Source organism: Streptomyces sp. NPDC013187 (genome assembly GCF_042899705.1).
Lineage (GTDB): Bacteria > Actinomycetota > Actinomycetes > Streptomycetales > Streptomycetaceae > Streptomyces > Streptomyces hawaiiensis_A.
Genome location: NZ_JBIBAF010000009.1, coordinates 285,771 through 302,640, shown reverse-complemented (window position 1 = coordinate 302,640; position 16,870 = coordinate 285,771). Strand labels below are relative to the sequence as shown.

Sequence of the window (16,870 nt, the reverse complement as noted above, 5' to 3'; positions counted from 1 at the left end):
CGCAGGAGCGGCTCAGCGGCGGCCTGTTCCGGCCAGGACGCCGATGGCGGTCTGTCCTTCGTCACCTCTGAGGGCACCGTCGTACCGGCTCCGCCGCTGGAGATCGGCAACACCACCAGCCGCGGCGACTTTCTCCGGGACCCCGGTGAACGGGTCCACGCCTGGAGCGCCACGGGCGTCGGCCACCACGCGTCCCTGGCGATCGCCCGCCGCAGGGCATCGTCCTCGCCGGGGATGGGTGTCGTCCCCGCGCGGATGTGGGTGCGGGCACCGATGGTGACGCCACCGATGCCCGTGTGAGGCTGGCAGCACCGCCCGGGCCGACGCGCCGACGGTCATGGCCGCGCCCCGGGTCGCGCCCACAGGCGCACGACGCTGCCCGTCACAGCCCCTCAGGAGGAGCTCCTATCCATCCCCGCTCGGTGAAACGATCCGCCTGCGCGTCCACGAAGGTGGTGATCCGTGGGACACGCTGACAGCCTTCTCGCCATGGGCGGAGCCTTTCTGGCCGCCGCCCTCCTCGCTCGCCTGGGCGGCAGGATCGGGCTCCCCACGATTCCGCTGTTCATGCTCGCGGGCATCCTGCTCGGCCCCCACACCCCCGGCCTGGTCATCGTCCAGGACGCCCACGACTTCGAGATGCTCTCGGCGCTCGGACTGGTGCTGCTGCTGTTCTACCTCGGCCTGGAGTTCCACCTCGACGACCTCAGGAGCGGCGGCCGGCGCCTGCTGACGGCGGGCGGGATCTACCTGCTGCTCAACGTCGGTGCGGGGCTGGGATTCGGCTTCGCCCTGGGCTGGGGCGTCCGTGAGGCACTGGTCCTCGCCGGTGTCCTCGGGATCTCCTCGTCCGCCATCGTCACCAAGATCCTCATCGACCTCGGCCGCATCGGCCGCCCGGAGACGCGCCTCATCCTGGGCGTCATCGTGGTCGAGGACATCTTCCTCGCGCTGTACCTGGCCGCGCTCCAGCCCGTCATCAGCGGTGCCCAGGGCGTCGGCGACATGGTTCTGCAGGGCGCCAAGGCCTTCGGCTTCCTGCTGCTGCTGGCCGCGGCGGCCCGCTACGGCACCAAACCGGTGGGGCGGCTCATCGCGACCCGCGACAACGAACTGCTCGTCATCAGCTTCCTCGGCGCGGCCGTCCTGGTGGCGGGAGTCGCCGAGGTCCTCGGAGTCGCCGACGCCATCGGTGCGTTCATGGTCGGCCTGATCCTGGCCGGCACCCCCTCCGGCCCGCGCATCCGGGACCTCGTGCATCCGCTGCGCGACGCCTTCGCGGCCATCTTCTTCTTCGCCTTCGGGCTCTCCATCGACCCCGGCGACATCGTCTCCGTGGTCGGACCGGTCGCCGCGGCGGCCGCGCTGACGCTCGTCATGAACGTCGCCGCGGGTCTCCTCGTCGCTCGCGTCTACCGCTACGGCCTCGACCCCGCCGCCGAGATCGCCACCACCCTCGTGGCCCGCGGGGAGTTCGCACTGATCCTGGCCGCCATGGCCGCCGGTGCCGGCCTCGACGCCCGGCTCGCCCCGTTCATCGCGGGGTACGTCCTCGTCCTCGCGGTCCTCGGCCCCATCGCCGCCGGACGCGCACATCTGCTCGCCCGCGCGCTCCGCGCGGGCCAGGGCCTCCAGCCCCGCCGCACGGCCCCGGCGTACGACGTCGAGCCCGCGGGCGACAGCACACCGTCCGCGCCCCAGCCCGCCGAGGCAGAGCGCTAGGCCGTGTCCGCAAAGTCCAGTGCCGCGGCAGGCGACGCTCGCCCCGACGAGGACAGGGCGTCGCGACGGGGCGTACGTCGCCTGCCGCGGGCTACGGTCGCGGACGCTCTCACGGTTCGATCAGGCCGACGCGGACGGCGTAGCGGGTCAGTTCCAGACGGTCCTTCAGGCCGAGCTTCTGCAGCAGGTTCGCGCGGTGCCGCTCCACCGTCTTGGGGCTGATGACCAGCAGGTCCGCGATCTGCTGCGAGGTGTGGCCCTCGGCGACGAGCTTGAGGATCTCCTCCTCACGGTCGGTGAGGGCCCGGGAGGCCCCCGCGCCGCCCTCCCGGGCCCGGTCGAGATGGTCACGGATCAGCGCGTCGACCGCACCGGGATACAGGAACGGCTCGCCCCGCATCGTGGCCCGGCACGCCTCGACCAGGTCACGGTCCGCGACGGACTTGAGGACGTAGCCCGAGGCCCCGGCACCGAGCGCCTCGAAGAGGTACTGCTCGTTGTCGTACATGGTCAGGAACAGGATCCGCGTCCGCGGGCAGGTCCGGGACAGCTCCCGGGCGGCCTGGAGCCCCGTCAGACGGGGCATGGCGATGTCGAGGACGGCCAGGTCGGGCCGGTGCTCCCGGGCCCGGGCGACCGCCTCGGCGCCGTCGTCGGCCTCCGCGACCACGGTGAGGTCGGGCTCGGCGTCCAGGATGAGCCGGACACCGCGCCGCACCAGGGCGTGGTCGTCGGCGAGCAGGATGCGGGTGGGGGAGTCGCTCATGGTCGGCCGTTCCGGTCGGGATCGGGTACGAGGGCGGGACGGGGACCGGGAGGCAGCCCCCGACGGAGCGCGGCGGGTCCGGCCGCCGGCAGGAAGATCCGCCGGAACGAGGGCACCGCGCGCCCCCTCCTCGGAACCCCATCACCCAGGGTGTGCGCCGCCCGCCCCCGCCGCCATCCGTGACAGCACCCATCCTCGAATCGAACACCCCGCTTTCGGACCGGCGTTCGTGAGGGGCGGCCACCGGGAAGGATGAGGGTGGGGCCCGATGGTGGAAGCCGCTGGAGGGGGGAGAAGCTGAAGCCCTGGTGAGACAGGCGTGGCACGCCGCACCACCGCCTCGGCGGCCTGTCTCCCTCCGCGCCGTCACAGGGCCCGACACCCCAGGACTTGTCATGGCCTCGGCCGTGCCCTGCCTCCAAGCGCTCGGGTTCCGGGAAGGAGAAGCCGTGCCCCAGTCCGAAGACCACTCTCTGGTCGCTCTCGAAGCACGACTCGAGCGGGAGGACCCCCGATTCACCCGGGCCATGAGAGCCGGCCGCCCCGCCCGGCCCCGCGAGTACCGGCGGACCGGAGCATGGTGGGGGCTGGCGTTCGGCGTAGCCGTGCTGGGCTCCGGCATCGCCCTGGCCCAGGGCCTGCTCATCGCGGGCGGGCTGGTCCTCGTCGGCATGGCGGCTCAGCTGGCAGACCCTGACCCGGCCCGGATGACCCACCGGGGGTTCGGACGCCGTTGACAGAGCGCACGTCGGAAGCCCCCGGGCGACGGGCGCACGGCCGGGGGCATGCCGCCGTCGGAGTGTTGTCGTAACCCGTGTGACCGCCCCGGATGGTGGGACGGACCGGCATGACTGACGGTGGTTCACGTCGAGACCGGGTCTCGTGAGCTGGCGAGGCGTCAGCTGCCCGGACCGCGACGGAAGGACTCACCGATGCGCTCTGCCCGCATGCTGCTCGCGACGGCCACGGCAACGGCCGCCCTCGCGATCGCCGCACCCGCCGCCTACGCCGAGGCGACGGGTGACTGGGACCACGACACCACCTCTTCCTACAGCAAGGAGCACCACAAGGACGGCAACCACGACGGGCCGCGTGGCGGCATGCACACGGGTGGCGGAGCGCTGGCCGCCGTAACCTCCGACGACTGGGACGGCTCCCGGCACGACAAGGACTCCGGCGCCGCCAAGGGCGACGAAGGGGGCAAGCACGAGGAGCACGGCAAGGAGCACGGCAAGGAGCACGGCAAGGAGCACGGGCACGGGAAGGGCGACTGGGAGGGCAAGCACGACGAGCACGGCAAGCCGCACGGCGGCGTGCACACCGGCGGCGGAGCGCTGGCCGCGGTGAACTCGGACGACTGGGACAACCCCAAGCACGACCCGGACACGTACAAGGACGAGGACGACTGGGGCGACAGGCAGGAAGAGGACGGCTACGGCGACAAGGGCGACTGGGGGGACAAGCAGGAGAAGGGCGACTGGGGCGACAAGCACGAGAAGGGCTCCTGGGAGGGCAAGCACGACAAGCCGCGCGGTGGCATGCACACCGGTGGCGGCGGGCTGGCCTCCGCGCCGGGTGTGACCGCCGGCGGGCTGGCCGCGCTCGCGGTCGCCGGCACCGGGATGTACGCGCTGCGCCGCCGGAAGGCCACGCAGGGCGCCGTATGACCGATGCCTGACGTGATGGCCGCCGTGGCCGCCGCACGTGCCTGCCACGTCGCGGCGGCCCGGCTCGTCCCCCCGCGTGTCGTGCCCGCTGCCGTGCCCGAATGAGGTGGTCCCTGATGGCAGCCCCTCCCCCCGCTCTCTCCGACCTCGGCCCCGCACCGTCGAAACGCCGCTTCCGCGCCGTCATGACCGTGGTCTGGGCTGTGGCCGCCCTCGTGCTGACCGTGAACCTGTTCGGCGGCGCCGGTCAGTCGCCCGACGACGCCGGACCGCCGCACGCGCCGCCCGCCGTGGCCGCCCCCTCGGACGTCCCGGACCTGCCCGACACGCCCGCGTCCACGGCGCCGAACCGGTCCGCCGGCCCGCACCTGCCGCGGTCCCGGCCGGTCCGTCTGCTCATCCCCAAGATCTCGGTCGACGCGCCCTTCACCGACCTCGCCCTCAACGACTTCGGCCAGCTGGAGCCCCCGCCGCCGAACGACACCAACCTCGTCGGCTGGTACGCCAAGGGTCACACGCCCGGAGAGGCCGGCACCGCGATCATCGCCGGGCACGTGGACACCGCGACCTCACCGGCCGTGTTCGCCGGGCTCAGCGCCCTGAAGAAGGGCGACCGGTTCCAGGTCGCGCGGGCCGACGGCAGCAAGGCGACCTTCGCCGTGGACGCCACGGAGTCGTTCGAGAAGGACGACTTCCCCAGCGAGCGCGTGTACGGCGACACACCGAGAGCCCAGGTCCGGCTCATCACGTGCTCGGGTTCCTACGACCGCCGGGCCCGGGACTACACCGAGAACCTGGTCGTCTTCGCCCACCTCGTCTGACTTCCGGGGCCCCGGCCTGACTTGGTGTTTTACAGTGAGTGCCACCAGTTCAGGCGACTGTGGGACCTGTGAGGGATTCGCGAACCATGACGACCGAAACGTTTGAGTTCCAGGTAGAGGCACGTCAGCTGCTCCAGCTGATGATCCACTCGGTCTACTCGAACAAGGATGTCTTCCTGCGGGAGCTCGTCTCCAACGCCTCCGACGCGCTCGACAAGCTGCGTCTGGAGAAGCTGCGGGACGACTCCCTCGACGCCGACGTGTCGGACCTGCACATCGAGCTCGACGTCGACAAGGAGGCCCGCACCCTCACCGTGCGGGACAACGGCATCGGCATGTCGTACGACGAGGTCGGGCAGCTCATCGGCACCATCGCCAACTCGGGAACGGCCACGTTCCTCAAGGAGCTGAAGGAGGCCAAGGACGCGGGCGGGGCCGAGGGGCTCATCGGCCAGTTCGGTGTCGGCTTCTACTCCGGCTTCATGGCGGCCGACGAGGTCACGCTGGTGACCCGCCGCGCCGGCGAGAGCCAGGGGACCCGCTGGACGTCGCGCGGCGAGGCCACGTACACCTTGGAGAGGGTCGACGACGCGCCGCAGGGCACATCCGTCACGCTCCACCTCAAGCCCGCCGACCCCGAGAACCAGTTGCACGACTACACCTCCGAGTGGACGATCCGGGAGATCGTCAAGCGCTACTCGGACTTCATCACCTGGCCGATCCGGATGGTCCCGGAGGCGAAGGACGGCGAGGACGCGCCCGAGCCCGAGACGCTCAACTCCATGAAGGCCCTGTGGGCGCGCTCGCGCGACGAGGTGTCCGACGACGAGTACCACGAGCTGTACAAGCACATCAGCCACGACTGGCGCGAGCCCCTGGAGACGATCCGGCTCCAGGCCGAGGGCACCTTCGAGTACCAGGCCCTGCTCTTCGTCCCCTCGCACGCCCCGCACGACCTGTTCACGCGGGACTTCAAGCGCGGCGTCCAGCTGTACGTGAAGCGCGTCTTCATCATGGACGACTGCGAGGCGCTGCTGCCGCCCTACCTCCGCTTCGTCAAGGGCGTCGTCGACGCCCAGGACCTCTCGCTCAACGTCTCCCGCGAGATCCTGCAGCAGGACCGGCACATCCGGATGATGCAGCGCCGGCTGACCAAGAAGGTGCTGTCCACGGTCAAGGAGATCAAGGCCAAGGACGGCGAGCGCTACGCGACGTTCTGGCGGGAGTTCGGCACCGCCCTGAAGGAGGGCCTGGTCACCGACTCCGAGAACCGCGACGCCATCCTCGCCGTCTCCTCGTTCGCGAGCACGCACTCCGACGACGAGCCGACCACGCTCGCGCAGTACGTGGAGCGGATGAAGGACGGCCAGGACGACATCTGGTTCATCACCGGCGAGTCCCGGCAGAGCATTGAGAACTCCCCGCACATGGAGGCGTTCCGGGACAAGGGCATCGAGGTCCTGCTGCTCACCGACGCCGTCGACGAGGTCTGGGTCGACGCCGTCGGTGAGTACGAGGGCAAGAAGCTGCGGTCCGTCGCCAAGGGCGAGATCGACCTCGACGCCGAGGACGAGGAGAAGGCCGGCGAGGAGCGGGAGAAGCAGGCCGAGGAGTACGCCGGGCTGCTCGGCTGGATGCGCGAGCAGCTGGACGAGGACATCAAGGAGGTCCGCCTCTCCACCCGGCTCACGGTCTCTCCGGCCTGCATCGTCTCCGACGCGCACGACCTGACCCCGGCCCTGGAGAACATGTACCGGGCGATGGGCCAGGAGGTGCCGCGCACCAAGCGGATCCTGGAGCTCAACCCCGGCCACCCGCTGGTGAAGGGCCTGCACCAGGCCTACCAGGGCAGCGAGGACCGTGCGGAGCTCGCCGAGTCCGCAGAGCTGCTGCACACGCTGGCGGTGCTCGCCGAGGGCGGTCAGCCCAAGGACCCGGCGCGCTTCGTCAGGCTCGTGGCGGACCGCCTGGAGCGCACGCTGTAGTCAGCGTCGGATCAGGGGTGGTCCGGGGCGCCCGCCGCCCGGGTGCCGGGCGGGGTCGCACCGGTGCCCGGCGGGACGATCTCGCCCTGGACCACCCGCGGCGCGGGGGCCGTCCCGGCCTCCTCGTCCTTCGCCGCGCGGGCCTCGGCCTTGAGGATGCGGGCCGCCTTCCCCGCCGAGCGGGTCAGCTCGGGGAGCTTCTTCATCCCGATGACGGCTATGACGACGATGAGAATGATCGCGAGCTCGCTCAGTCCGAACATGGTGTCCTGTCCTTCCTCGCCCGGGCCGGGCACGGCGTGAGCGTATCGGGCGGAGAGCACGGCGTGACCGCCGTCTCGGGATACGGCGCCAGGTGCCGGTGCAGGTGGGGCAGCATTCCGCGGTCGAGCAGCTCTTGCCGCCAGACCAGCCGGGCGTGTTCCACCTGGTCGGCGGCCGGGGGCACACCGCGCCGGCGCAGGGCCGTGTACAGCAGTGCGGCCAGGGCCACGAGGCCGGTCAGAGCCGCCACGAGCGCCAGGGTCCAGCCGGCCGCCACGAGCGATCCGGGCAGGGGGCCGAGGGCGTCGGCGATGTGGAGCAGGCCGCCGGTCAGGAGCAGCGCCGCGGCGGAGGTGCCGGCCACGAGCGGGGTGAGCACCGCGAGGGCCGGCAGCAGCTCGCCCCCGCCGAGCGGGTGTCGCGCCTCGCGCCGGGCCGCCCGGCGCACGGCGAGGTAGGAGCGGTAGGGCTGCTCGGCCGCCGCCGCGATGTCGTCGGCGTGGGCGAGCGCGTGGGCGCGCAGGTGCGCTGCCGCCCGGCCGGTCGGGTCGGCGCCCAGGGCGCCACGGATGTCCGCGGTGCCCAGCGCGTGATGCAGTACGGCTTCGAAGTCCGCGCGGTCTTCCGGGCGGATGCGGGACGGGTCGGCCACAGGGTCTCCCGGTCGGTTGCTGATGCGGCCGCCGGGCCCGGCCACACGCGGTCGGGCCCGGCGGCGCGGTCGGTCCGTGTCAGACGTTGACGCCGAAGTCGGAGGCGATACCGGCCAGGCCCGAGGCGTAGCCCTGGCCGACCGCGCGGAACTTCCACTCGCCGCCGTGCCGGTAGAGCTCGCCGAAGACCATCGCGGTCTCGGTGGAGGCGTCCTCGGACAGGTCGTAGCGGGCGATCTCCTGGCCGCCCGCCTGGTTGACGACCCGGATGAAGGCGTTGCTGACCTGTCCGAAGCTCTGGCCGCGGTTCCCGGCGTCGTGGATCGACACCGGGAACACGATCTTGTCGATGTCGGCGGGCACGGCGGCGAGGTTCACCTTGACGGACTCGTCGTCGCCCTCGCCCTCACCGGTGAGGTTGTCGCCGGTGTGCTCGACCGAGCCGTCCGGGCTCTTGAGGTTGTTGTAGAAGACGAAGTGCTGGTCCGAGGGGACCTTGCCGGAGGCGTCGAGGAGCAGGGCGGAGGCGTCGAGGTCGTAGTCGACGCCCGTCGTCGTGCGCACGTCCCAGCCCAGTCCGACCAGGACGGCGGTGAGACCCGGCGCCTCCTTGCTGAGCGAGACGTTGCCGCCCTTGGACAGGGAAACTCCCACGGGGTACTCCTTCTTGAGCGCTTGACGTGTGCGATGTGATGCCACTCCGAAATCTACAGCACTGTAGAAGTGGGGTGGGATCGGGTCGGTGGATCTATACGATGGCCGCAAGGGCAACGCAGGGCGGCGTGAGGGAGGCAGGACGGTGACGGATCCCGGGCAGCGTCCCCGGCGGGGACAGGGCGAGCTGGAGGCGCTGGTGCTTTCGGCGCTGCGGGAGGCCGACGGCCCGGCCACGGCGGGCTGGGTGCAGGAACGCCTCGGCGGCGACCTCGCTTACACGACCGTGATCACGATCCTGACCCGGCTGCTGGGCAAGGGCGCGGTCACCCGGGAGCGGGTCGGCCGGTCCTTCGCCTGGACACCGGCCTCGGACCAGGCGGGTCTGGCCGCCCGGAAGATGCGCAAGGTGCTGGACGGCGAGAGCGACCGCGGGGCCGTGCTGGCCAGTTTCGTCACCGGCCTCGGTCCGGACGAGGAGCAGCTGCTGCGTGACCTGCTCGATCAGGCCCAGGGCGAGGGGGACGACTGAAGCCTCATGGGGGTTTTCGTCTTTCTGCCACTCGTCCTGCCGCTCACGGCCTGGCCGGTGGCGCGCCTGGCCGAACAGCATCTGCATCCGCGCACCGCGACCCGGCTGCTGACGGTGCTGGCCGTGGTGCTGGCGCTGTGCAGCACGGTGTGCCTGGCGCTGGTGATGGTGGTCGGCACCGCCCAACTGCCCGGCAACCCACTGCCGGACGGCTGGTCCGACCCCGAGGTGCGGGCGGCGGTGCCCCACGACGAGATCGTGGGCAAGGCCGCGATTCCCGCGCTGTGCGCGGTGGTCGTCGCCTGTGCCCGGACGGTGCGGCGGCACGGGCGGGTTCGCCGCCGGGCGCATCTGGCCCTGGCCGGGCTGCGGGGGACGGAGGTGGCGGTGCTGCCCGACGGCGAGCCCTACGCGTACGCGCTGCCGCCCGGAGGCCGCCGTGGGGGTGCAGGGTCTCGTGCCGGCGCCGACGGCCGGGGTCCGCGCCGGGGGCGCGGCCGTGTGGTGGTGACCACGGCCCTGCTGGCCCGGCTGCGGCCGGGCGAGCGGCGGGCTCTGTTCGCCCACGAGCGGGCGCACCTCGCCGCACGCCACGACCGCTTCCTGCTCGCCGTGCAACTGGCGGCCCGCGCCAACCCGTTCCTGTGGCCGCTGCGCTCCGCCGTGGCGTACACGGCGGAGCGGTGGGCGGACGAGGAGGCGGCCCGGGTGATCGGCAGCCGCCGCACGGTGGCCCGGGCGATCGGCAAGGCCGCGCTCGTCTCGCGGGGCACCCCCCATCCCACCTTCGCGGGGCTCGCCGCCCCCGGGCCGGTGCCGCGCCGGGTGGCGGCGCTGCTCGGCCCCGCCCCCGCCGTGCGTCACTGGCCGCCGGCGTTCACGGCGGTCGGACTGGCGGCGTGGGGCGCGGCAGCGGGAACGGCCCTCTCGGCGATGTCCTCCGCGAACGCGGCCGTGACGATGGTCCTCATCCTGCACGCGGCGACACCGCTCTGACCGGCATGTCCGAGCGCTGGGCGGCCGGCTCCAGCACCGCCGGGGGGCGCGCCGTCAGGGGCGCGGGGAACTGCGCGCCACGCCACGATGGCGCCGCACCCGGCAGTTTGGGGTGGGCTCGGCCGGCTCCAGCACTGCCGGGGGGCGTGAGCTGCCCGGCGTCGCGCCGGGCCAGGCGGTGGCCGGACCTCTGATCAGCGTCTCCGACGGCACCCCTCGGACCCGGTGACACCACCCCCCAGGTCATCCGATCGACAGGGGGCAACAGTCATGCCGGGCCCGGAGGCCAGCGGCCCTCTTGCAGGACCGCGAAGAAGATAACGGGGCGCGCCGTCAGGGGCGCGGGGAACTGCGCGACACGCCACGATGGCGCCGCACCCGGCAGTATGGGGTGGGCTCGGCCGGCTCCAGCACTGCCGGGGGGCGCGCCGTCAGGGGCGCGGGGAACTGCGCGACACGCCACGATGGCGCCGCGCCCGGCAGACACGGGATGTCGCACCTCTGGAGCCGCCGAGGAGCGGCCTCAGCCCTCGTCGTCCTCGTCGCCCTCGAAGAAGTCCCCGACCTCGTCGACGACTTCGCCGGCGACCATGCCGCCGACGACTCCGACCGCGAGCCCGGCCGCGCCCGCGGCGACGGCCGTGCCCATGCCGGGGCCCGAGCGGCGGCCGTCATGGTGCTGCCCCTTGTGCCCGTGGTCGCCCGGGCCGAAGGGGCCGGGGGAGCCGTGGTTCACGGGCGAGCCATGGCCGTCGGGGGAGCCGTGGCCCGTGGGCGAGCCGTAACCGGCGGGGGCGCCGTACGACGCCCGGTGCTCGGTCAGTTGCCGCATCCAGCCGTCGACGATCGAGGGCCAGTCCTGCTGCTCCACCCCCTCGTGGGAGACCGCGAACCGGCTGAGCGCGTCATGGCCGGACGACAGGAAGCCGCCCCGCTTGTCCGCCTCCAGCACCACCTCCATGCCGCCCGGGTTCGCCAGGAACGTCAGCTCCATCTCGGTGATCCGCTGCGCGTACCGCGGAGCGGGAACGAGCTCGATCTCCTGGTAGAAGGGCAGTCGCTGGCCCGTACCGCCGATGCGCCCGTACTCGAGGTCGGCCGACCTGAAGCCGAACCCGAGCCCGCCGAGGGCTTCCAGTACGGCTTCCTGCGCGGGCAGCGGCGACACGGTCAGTCCGTCCAGGTCGCCCTTGTCCTTCGCGCCCGCCACCGACAGCTCCGTGCGCACGCCGAGGACCACGCCCAGGCTCTGCCCGTGCAGTTCGGTGACCGGCGTCTCCCACGGCAGGACCACGCTGAACGGCACGCTGCGCTGCTCGCCCTCCGCCAGCCGGAAGCCGCCCCCGACGGTGAACCGGTCGAAGGCCACGACGCCCTCGCTCTCCCCGCCCTGGTGCTCCGCCTCGACCCGGGCCACCAGCTCCAAGGCGATGTGCTCGATGTCGAAGTCGGCCTTGCCGCCCGTGAGACGCACCTGACCGGTGAGGGTGCCGCCGGGCCGGACGGGAGCGGGGTCGAGAACCGTGTCGACCGTGGGGCCGCCGACACCGAGCGCGCCGAGCAGTCGTTTGAGCACCATGGTGGCGTCCACTCCTTCATGTGCGTGTGCTGTCTTCTACAAACTTGTAGAAGTGTAAGGGTGCGGACGGAGGGAGACCGTGTTGTGGGTCCTCGCGCGACGGGAATGGCTGAAAAAGATCACCCTGGACGCGACGGTGCCGCAGCCCGCCTCCGCGGCGGACTGCGGCACCGGATCCGTCCGTCACCGCACGGCTCAGCCCACGACGCGGCCCAGCTCGATCCGGTCGATGTTCGGCGCCCAGGCGGTGGCGTTGCCGAACGTCACCTTGTTCGCCCCCTTCGCCAGATCGACCGGGATGCCGACCGTCCAGTAGTCGTCCCCGCTCCAGGTGTTCTTGAAGGTGACCTTCCGCGCCGCGGCGTCCCCGACCCGGATGTCCGCCGTACGGGACATGATGTCCGTGTTGTAGGCGTGGCCGTTGTCCCGGCGGTCGTTGTGGGAGTAGTGGACGACCAGCACGTACCGGCCGGACCTGGGGGCTTCCACCGTGAACGCGGCGGTGCTGGAGGGGCTGTTGCCCAGCCCGCCGATGTACGAGCCGGCGGAGGCGAACGGGGAGTCGACGAGTTTCGCGCCACCCGCGAGCGTGGCCGAGGCGCCCTCGTAGGACAGGGTGCCCGCGGCCGAGCCGTCGCCCGAGACGTCGAGGGAGCGGACGGCGGCGTGGCCCGACGTCATCGCGACCCGGTTGTTGCCCGCGACGAGGTACAGCCGCAGCGGCCGGCCGGGCGTCGCCGTGACGGTGGCGCCGTGCAGGGCGAGCTTCACCGCGGCCGAGGTCCGCGGGGTCACCGTGTAGTAGCCGTCGCGCGGGGCGTAGACGTCGAAGACGGCCTTGTCACCCGGGCGCAGCACCAGGGCGCCCGTGCCCACACCGGCCGAGGACGTGTAGTCGTAGGACGGCTTGCCGCTGATGTCCGCCAGGGTGGCCTCGTACGACGCGGAGGCCGCGCCCGTGCGGGCCGTCAGGTCGATCCGGTCGAGCGTGACCTCGGCGTCGCCCTTGGCCAGCACCAACCGGTGCGTTCCCGCCTTCAGCCGGACGCCGACGTCGTTCTTGGCGCGGTAGGTCCAGTTCTCGGTGGAGGCGTAGGTGACCGTCACCGGGTCGGCGCCGTCGACGATCAGCTTCTGCGTGGCGGGGCCGCCGGACTGGTTGCCGTAGAGGATCGCCAGGTCGTAGGTGCCGTCCCTCGGCACGTTCACCGTGAACGCGACCTGGCTGCCGGGCTGGTTGAGGGAGCCGACGTCCTTGGTGCCGGAGGCCGCGTAGCCGTTGGCGTTGCTCACCGTGCCCTGGGTGTAGACCTTGCCGTCGGTGATGGCCGCGTCCTCGGCCTCGTACGACGCCGACCACGGGACGGAAGCGGTGGACGGGGTGCCCGAGCCGCCGGGTGTGAGGACGATCCGGTACGCCGACATCTTGTGCAGGCCGCGCAGCGGCACGGTCGCCGAACCGTCGTCCGCGATCTTCACCTTGGTGCGCGCGAGGACCCGCGGCGCCGCGTGCTGCCCTTCGTACCCCGACCAGGCGGCCTCGGCGACGGTCGCGGTGACCGTACGGCCGAACGCGGACCTGGGGACGTTCTCCACGACCACGTCCGCGTCACCGGCCGCGCCCCCGAGCAGCACTTGGGCCTGGCGGCGGGAGGTGTCCAGGGAGGCGAGGCCCTGGAGGGTGTCGACGGTGTTCGGCTGGGGCGGCGTCACCTTCACGGTGTTCCCGGTCAGCCCCGCGTACCAGCGGAACAGCCACCAGCCGCCGTTGGGGATGTTGGTGCGCACCATCTGGCCGCTGAGATTGCCGGCGGCGTCCCAGTACGCCATGTTGGCGTACACCTTGTTGCGCTCGAACATCGACACCCACTGCACGAGCTGCCCGGGTACGGACAGGTCGCGGCGGTTGGCGTACTCGTCGATGTTGATCTTCAGCGGTGCGATGCCCGCCGCGCGCTCCAGCGAGCGGTAGTCGTCGTAGTGCGCCTGGAAGTCACGCAGCGAACCTGAGCCGAGCTCGTGCCAGGTCATCACCTGGGGCAGCACGTTCTCCCGCTTGGCGAAGGCGAGGAAGTCCCTCAGCAGGCGGGTGTGGTACCCGGCCTCGTTGGGCCCCGCGATCCGCGCGGCCGGGTCGATCGCGCGGATCCGCTGGTACACCGTCTTCCAGTCCTCGAAGAACCGGTCGCGGTTCTTCTCGTACTGCGCCTGGTCCTGGACGTCGAGCTTGTACCAGATCTGGTCGGGCTCGTTGAACGGGATGTAGACGAAGCGGTCGCTGTTCGGGTCGGCCGATATCTCCTTGACGATCTTGTCGACCTTGGGCAGGTAGTCGTCGATGCCGAGGTCCTCGTACGGCCACTTCGCGTAGATGTCCTGCATCATCACGTTGATCTCGCCGCCGCCGGTGCGGAAGAACGACTTCGAGACCGTGAGCGCGTCGCCGTTGGGGTGCTGGGCGCCGCCCTCCGGCTTCTGCGAGACGCTGGTGATCTTCAGGGGCTCCAGCACGGCGTCGCTGGGCACCCCGTCGTCGCTGAGCCCGTAGAGGGAGCCGTTGGCGCCGAGCATCACCGGGCCCTCGGACGAGTCGAGGTCGACGGTCAGGCGCTGCGGACCGGCGGCCGCGGCCGCCGGTCCTGTCGTGGGGAGTGTGGCTGCCATGGCGGCTGCTCCAAGCAGTGCTGCGAACAGGGCGGTTCCGGTACGGGATCTCGTGCGGGTGGGGGTGATCACGCTGCTGGACCTCCGGTCACTTGACGGCTCCACTGGTGATTCCGGACACGATCTTTCGCCGCACGCGGTGGGGTTCAGGAGGCGGGACGCGCGGCTAGGGTGCGCACAGGCGCTGTTCAGACCTGGGCGGGCGGTGGGCCCGAGCTCTCCCGCACCACCAGTTCCGGTGCGGACACGGGATGCGGGGCGACGGGGGCGGACTCCTCCAGGGCGCCGTGCAGCAGGGCGAAGGCGGCCCGGCCGAGGCCGGTGAAGTCCAGGCGCACGGTGGTCAGCGACGGGGTGAGGAAGGCGGAGTGCGGGGCGTCGTCGAACCCGGCCACGCTGACCTCGCCGGGCACCGAGCGGCCCGTCTCGTGCAGGGCGCGCAGCACGCCGAGCGCGAGGTCGTCGTTGCCGCACAGGATCGCGGTGACGGACGGGTCCCGCGCCAGCTTCAGGGCCGCCGCGTGACCGCCCGCCGGTCCCCAGCCGCCCTGCACCGGACGGGGTTCCGGGGCGCCCGCCTCCTTCAGCGCCTGCCGCCAGCCGTTGGTGCGGGCGCTGGTGCGGCGGGTGCTGGAAGGAATGGCGACGTAGTGCACGGTCTCGTGGCCGAGGGAGAGCAGATGGCGGGTCGCCTGGTAGGCGGCCTCGCGGTCGTCGGTCCACACCCAGGGGCTCTCGCCGCCGGGCGGGCTCGCCGGGGTCTCGACCACCCCCACGACCGGCACCCCGGCGGGCACGGTTCCCAGCGCCCGCACACCGGCCGGGTCGTAGGCGATCACGACGATCCCGCCGCCCGTGTCCGTCGCGCGCTGCACTTCGGCGGCGACGGCCGCGTCCTCGGCGGACTCCAGCACACCGATGCCGACCGCGTAGGACGCGGCGCGGGCGGACTCCTCGATGCCCTGCAGGATCGAGGCATAGCCGTAGTGGGTGGTGTTCGCGGTGAGCACGGTCACGGTCCGGGTGCGGCCGCTGGCCAGGGCGAGGGCGGTGGCGTTGCGCCGGAAGCCCAGCTCCTCGATGGCGGCCTGCACCCGCTCCCGGGTGGACGGCCGGACGCTGGGATGACCGTTGATCACCCGCGAGACCGTCTGGTAAGAGACACCGGCGGCCGTGGCGACATCCCTGATGCTCGCCGGACGCTTTGTGTGACCGGTCACATTCATGTCGAGAATTGTGATCGGTCACACCTGGATCGTCAAGAGAGGCTGACGAGCGCGTCGGGAGGCGCCGCACATGCCCCTCGGCCGGCGAGGGACGCGCCGCGCACGCCCCGCGGCCGGCCGAGGAGCGCATCGGCGGTCGGCCCTCCCGGGCCTCTCACACCCGTACGGCGTTCCGCTCCCGCCCCTGATCGCGTGCGTCCCGGCGGAACGCCCAGGCCATGTCGGGCTCCACCACCCAGCGGAACACCCGCCGTACCGGCGGGGTGCACAGCACGGTCACGAGCAGCGCGGCGACGGCCGTCACGAGGATCTCGCCCGGGGGCCGGTGCACCCACGCAGGCTCGTACCAGCCCCAGAACTTGGATCCCTGCGCGACGAAGCCGTGCAGCAGGTAGCCGTAGAGCGTGCCCGCGCCCAGCACCGTGAACCACATGCGGCGGCCGGGCACCCAGGCGAGGAAGCAGGCGACCAGGACCAGCGAGCAGCCGAACGTCGCCAGCGTCATCACGGGCCCGTACCAGGAGGGCGCGGCCAGTTCCTCGGCGCTGTCACGGTGGTAGAACCAGGCCCCGCTCATCCGCGGCACCGCCCAGTAGGCCACGACGAGCGCGCCCGCGAAGACCGGCACGGCGAGGATCCGCGCCGCACGGCGCCGCACCAGCCGGAAGTGCTCGGGCCGCAGCAGCAGACCGAGGACGAAGTACGGCAGGAACTGCAGCGTGCGCTGCAGGTCGAGGTCGTTGCCGATGGAGGGCGAGAGCGTCGCCAGCATCGCGATGACCAGGGCGACCGGCAGCGGCCACCGCACGCGCCGCCAGATCGGCGTGGTCAGCCGCCAGATGAACAGGGCGATCAGGAACCAGGTCAGGTAGAGGGGGTCCAGCAGGGTCACCGGCCGGTCCGGTTCCTGGTCGGTCCACCGGGTGAACAGCGTGTAAGCCGTCTCGAAGACGATGTACGGCACCGCGAGCCCGGTGATCAGGCGCCTGATCCTTCCCGGGCTCGCGTCGAAGGAACGCGAGAAGTAGCCGGAGATCACGATGAACGCCGGCATATGGAAGGCGTACACCACCATGTAGAGCGCGGAGGCCGCACGGCTGCCGTCCCGCAGCGGCTCCCAGGAGTGCCCCATCGCCACCAGCACGATCGCCAGGTACTTCGCGTTGTCGAAGAACGCGTCCCGGCGGCCGGCCGGCTCCGGCACGGGCTGCGCCTTCTGTTCCGCCGCTCCGCCCTGGACCGCGCGGATGCGCAGGGTGTCCTCGCTCATCACGCCTCCCGCGTGGCGTGCGGGGAACCCGGACGGGTGCGTGCGCGTCTTGCCGGAGATACGGCGATGGG

15 protein-coding genes and 1 pseudogene are annotated in these 16,870 nt (G+C 72.1%); 8 read left to right on the top strand and 8 right to left on the bottom strand.

Features of this window, described 5'->3' with window-relative positions:
* Nucleotides 1-30: 30 nt before the first annotated feature.
* Both ACFY5B_RS21290 and ACFY5B_RS21285 read left to right on the top strand, forming a co-directional pair.
* Nucleotides 31-300 (top strand): annotated as a pseudogene (locus ACFY5B_RS21290) (hypothetical protein); the annotation flags it as partial.
* A gap of 162 nt (nucleotides 301-462) precedes the next feature.
* Complete coding sequence (locus ACFY5B_RS21285) at nucleotides 463-1,722, top strand: cation:proton antiporter (protein WP_389971404.1); 1,260 nt, start codon at nucleotides 463-465, stop codon at nucleotides 1,720-1,722.
* Nucleotides 1,723-1,831: 109 nt separating this feature from the next.
* Here the strand turns inward: ACFY5B_RS21285 and ACFY5B_RS21280 are convergent, their stop codons facing one another.
* Nucleotides 1,832-2,488 (bottom strand): response regulator, encoded by a 657-nt coding sequence (locus tag ACFY5B_RS21280; protein WP_389971403.1) that lies wholly within the window; start codon nucleotides 2,486-2,488, stop codon nucleotides 1,832-1,834.
* Between the two features lie 449 nt (nucleotides 2,489-2,937).
* On the opposite strand from ACFY5B_RS21280, the gene ACFY5B_RS21275 reads away from it, so the two are divergent.
* The 4 genes from ACFY5B_RS21275 (at nucleotide 2,938) to htpG (ending at nucleotide 6,961) form a co-directional block, all read left to right on the top strand.
* The gene (locus tag ACFY5B_RS21275; RefSeq protein WP_389971401.1) at nucleotides 2,938-3,225 is read left to right on the top strand and encodes a DUF3040 domain-containing protein; all 288 of its coding nucleotides are present in this window, start codon (nucleotides 2,938-2,940) and stop codon (nucleotides 3,223-3,225) included.
* Between the two features lie 195 nt (nucleotides 3,226-3,420).
* Entirely contained in the window at nucleotides 3,421-4,155 is a 735-nt protein-coding gene (locus ACFY5B_RS21270; protein ID WP_389971399.1) for a hypothetical protein, read from the top strand.
* A 116-nt stretch (nucleotides 4,156-4,271) separates the two neighbouring features.
* A complete protein-coding gene (locus ACFY5B_RS21265; RefSeq protein WP_389971397.1) occupies nucleotides 4,272-4,976 on the top strand; it encodes a class F sortase in 705 nt (234 codons plus the stop codon).
* An 86-nt stretch (nucleotides 4,977-5,062) separates the two neighbouring features.
* Complete coding sequence (gene htpG / locus ACFY5B_RS21260; protein ID WP_389971396.1) at nucleotides 5,063-6,961, top strand: molecular chaperone HtpG; 1,899 nt, start codon at nucleotides 5,063-5,065, stop codon at nucleotides 6,959-6,961.
* An 11-nt stretch (nucleotides 6,962-6,972) separates the two neighbouring features.
* Here htpG and ACFY5B_RS21255 read toward each other — a convergent pair whose 3' ends face one another.
* The 3 genes from ACFY5B_RS21255 to ACFY5B_RS21245 all read right to left on the bottom strand — a co-directional run bounded on the left by ACFY5B_RS21255 (nucleotide 6,973) and on the right by ACFY5B_RS21245 (nucleotide 8,532).
* On the bottom strand, nucleotides 6,973-7,224 hold the full coding sequence (locus tag ACFY5B_RS21255; RefSeq protein WP_389971394.1) for a twin-arginine translocase TatA/TatE family subunit: 252 nt from the start codon (nucleotides 7,222-7,224) through the stop codon (nucleotides 6,973-6,975).
* A complete protein-coding gene (locus tag ACFY5B_RS21250; protein WP_389971392.1) occupies nucleotides 7,212-7,877 on the bottom strand; it encodes a hypothetical protein in 666 nt (221 codons plus the stop codon). Before ACFY5B_RS21250 ends, ACFY5B_RS21255 begins: the two co-directional genes overlap by 13 nt.
* 79 nt (nucleotides 7,878-7,956) lie before the next feature.
* Entirely contained in the window at nucleotides 7,957-8,532 is a 576-nt protein-coding gene (locus ACFY5B_RS21245) for a TerD family protein (RefSeq protein ID WP_389971390.1), read from the bottom strand.
* Between the two features lie 145 nt (nucleotides 8,533-8,677).
* Between ACFY5B_RS21245 and ACFY5B_RS21240 the strand changes: the two genes are divergently transcribed.
* Both ACFY5B_RS21240 and ACFY5B_RS21235 read left to right on the top strand, forming a co-directional pair.
* A complete protein-coding gene (locus ACFY5B_RS21240) occupies nucleotides 8,678-9,064 on the top strand; it encodes a BlaI/MecI/CopY family transcriptional regulator (RefSeq protein ID WP_389971388.1) in 387 nt (128 codons plus the stop codon).
* A 6-nt stretch (nucleotides 9,065-9,070) separates the two neighbouring features.
* Nucleotides 9,071-10,060 carry a M56 family metallopeptidase gene (locus ACFY5B_RS21235; protein ID WP_389971386.1) on the top strand — a complete coding sequence of 330 codons (990 nt, stop codon included), beginning with the start codon at nucleotides 9,071-9,073 and terminating at the stop codon, nucleotides 10,058-10,060.
* 523 nt (nucleotides 10,061-10,583) lie between these two features.
* Here ACFY5B_RS21235 and ACFY5B_RS21230 read toward each other — a convergent pair.
* The 4 genes from ACFY5B_RS21230 to ACFY5B_RS21215 form a co-directional block, all read right to left on the bottom strand.
* Nucleotides 10,584-11,639: a sporulation protein gene (locus tag ACFY5B_RS21230; RefSeq protein WP_389971384.1), complete on the bottom strand. Its 1,056-nt coding sequence runs from the start codon at nucleotides 11,637-11,639 to the stop codon at nucleotides 10,584-10,586.
* A gap of 195 nt (nucleotides 11,640-11,834) precedes the next feature.
* Nucleotides 11,835-14,303 (bottom strand): CBM35 domain-containing protein, encoded by a 2,469-nt coding sequence (locus tag ACFY5B_RS21225; protein ID WP_389971382.1) that lies wholly within the window; start codon nucleotides 14,301-14,303, stop codon nucleotides 11,835-11,837.
* A gap of 188 nt (nucleotides 14,304-14,491) precedes the next feature.
* Nucleotides 14,492-15,529, bottom strand: a complete 1,038-nt coding sequence (locus ACFY5B_RS21220) for a LacI family DNA-binding transcriptional regulator (protein ID WP_389971380.1) — start codon at nucleotides 15,527-15,529, stop codon at nucleotides 14,492-14,494.
* Between the two features lie 154 nt (nucleotides 15,530-15,683).
* Nucleotides 15,684-16,799 carry an acyltransferase family protein gene (locus ACFY5B_RS21215; protein ID WP_389971379.1) on the bottom strand — a complete coding sequence of 372 codons (1,116 nt, stop codon included), beginning with the start codon at nucleotides 16,797-16,799 and terminating at the stop codon, nucleotides 15,684-15,686.
* Nucleotides 16,800-16,870 lie beyond the last annotated feature (71 nt).